Source organism: Ancylobacter polymorphus, from assembly GCF_030813495.1.
Classification (GTDB): domain Bacteria; phylum Pseudomonadota; class Alphaproteobacteria; order Rhizobiales; family Xanthobacteraceae; genus Ancylobacter; species Ancylobacter polymorphus.
Window position 1 is genome coordinate 1 of record NZ_JAUSUI010000022.1, and the last position, 1,365, is coordinate 1,365.

General features: G+C 65.6%; 1 protein-coding gene. It reads right to left on the reverse strand.

Going from position 1 to position 1,365, the window contains the following annotated elements:
* Window positions 1-262: 262 nt before the first annotated feature.
* Window positions 263-1,288 carry an IS110 family RNA-guided transposase gene (locus J2S75_RS22440; RefSeq protein WP_307023471.1) on the reverse strand — a complete coding sequence of 342 codons (1,026 nt, stop codon included), beginning with the start codon at window positions 1,286-1,288 and terminating at the stop codon, window positions 263-265.
* Window positions 1,289-1,365: the final 77 nt, after the last annotated feature.

Here is a 1,365-nt window from a genome sequence, read left to right on the forward strand (position 1 = left end):
CGTGTGTGGACGCCCCGTTGGATGCAAGAGGTTTTTGAGGGCATGTTGCGCGGGTTCAGGTGCTTCCGTGTGTCCGGCCTGTTGATGCAGCCATCATCACGGCTGCTGGCCTGTATGGAGATCGCGGATCGGGTCCAGATCGCTTTTGCGCGCTCGAGGCGCCTGGACATTTCACTGGTTTTCCCGACCCCGTCTGCTGACCGTTGCGCCATACCTCTCTGCTGACCTTACCTTGCGTCCCTGACGCCTCGAGCCGTGGCGGTTATGCTGCCGCGGCCGAAGTTCTGTAGGATCCGCCGTGCGCCATCAGCGCCCAGACGATCCTCGCCATCTTGTTGGCCAGTGCGACCATGACCAGCATACGCGGCTTGCGCGCCAACATGCCGGCCAGCCAGCCGCTCGCCTTGTCGGGATCGCGCGCCGCGACCTTGGTCGCCGAACTCGCGCCTAGGATCAGAAGCCGTCGCAGGCTGCGCTCCCCCATCTTGGTCGTTCGCCCGAGCCGCTCCTTGCCGCCGCTGGAGTGCTGTTGCGGGACAAGACCAAGCCAGGCCGCGAAGTCACGCCCGCGGCGGAAGGTCCTGGCGGCTGGCGCCAGTGCGACCAGCGCCGCCGCGATGACCGGACCAATGCCCGGGACCGTCATCAACCGCTGCGCCACCGGGTCTGCCTTCGCCCGGGCCGCGATCTCGCGGTCGAGAAGAGCAATCTGCGCCTGCAGTGCCTGCAAACCCTGTGCGATAACGACCAGTACCGGCCGCGCTTCAGCCGGGATGCCTGATGTGGGATCGCCTACGATCTCGACCAGCTTGCCGACATGTCCGACACCCTGCCGCACGACATAGCCGAATTCGGTGAGGTGCCCGCGCAGGGCGTTGATCAGCTGGGTGCGCTGGCGCACGAGGATGTCGCGCGTACGAAACACCACGGCCGATGCCTGCGCCTCCGCGCTCTTGCCCTGAACGAACCGCATCGTCGGGCGCTGCGCCGCCTCGCAGATCGCTTCCGCGTCAGCCATGTCGTTCTTCTGCCGCTTCACGAACGGCTTCACGTACGCCGGCGGGATGAGCCGCGTATCGTGGCCCAAAGCAGCGATCTCGCGGGCCCAGTAGTGCGCGCTCGCGCAAGCCTCCATCGCCACGACGCACCGTGGCAACGACGCGAAGAACACCAGAACCTGGTCACGCCGCAGCTTCTTGCGCAGGATCGCGTTACCGCCCCGGTCCGCGCCGTGAACCTGGAAAACCGACTTAGCCAGATCGATGCCGATTGTGCTGATCTCGCTCACGGACGCCTCCTCCAGTGGTGATGAACACATCCACTCTGACACATCGATGCCGTCAGGGGGCGTCCACCCCATCGCTT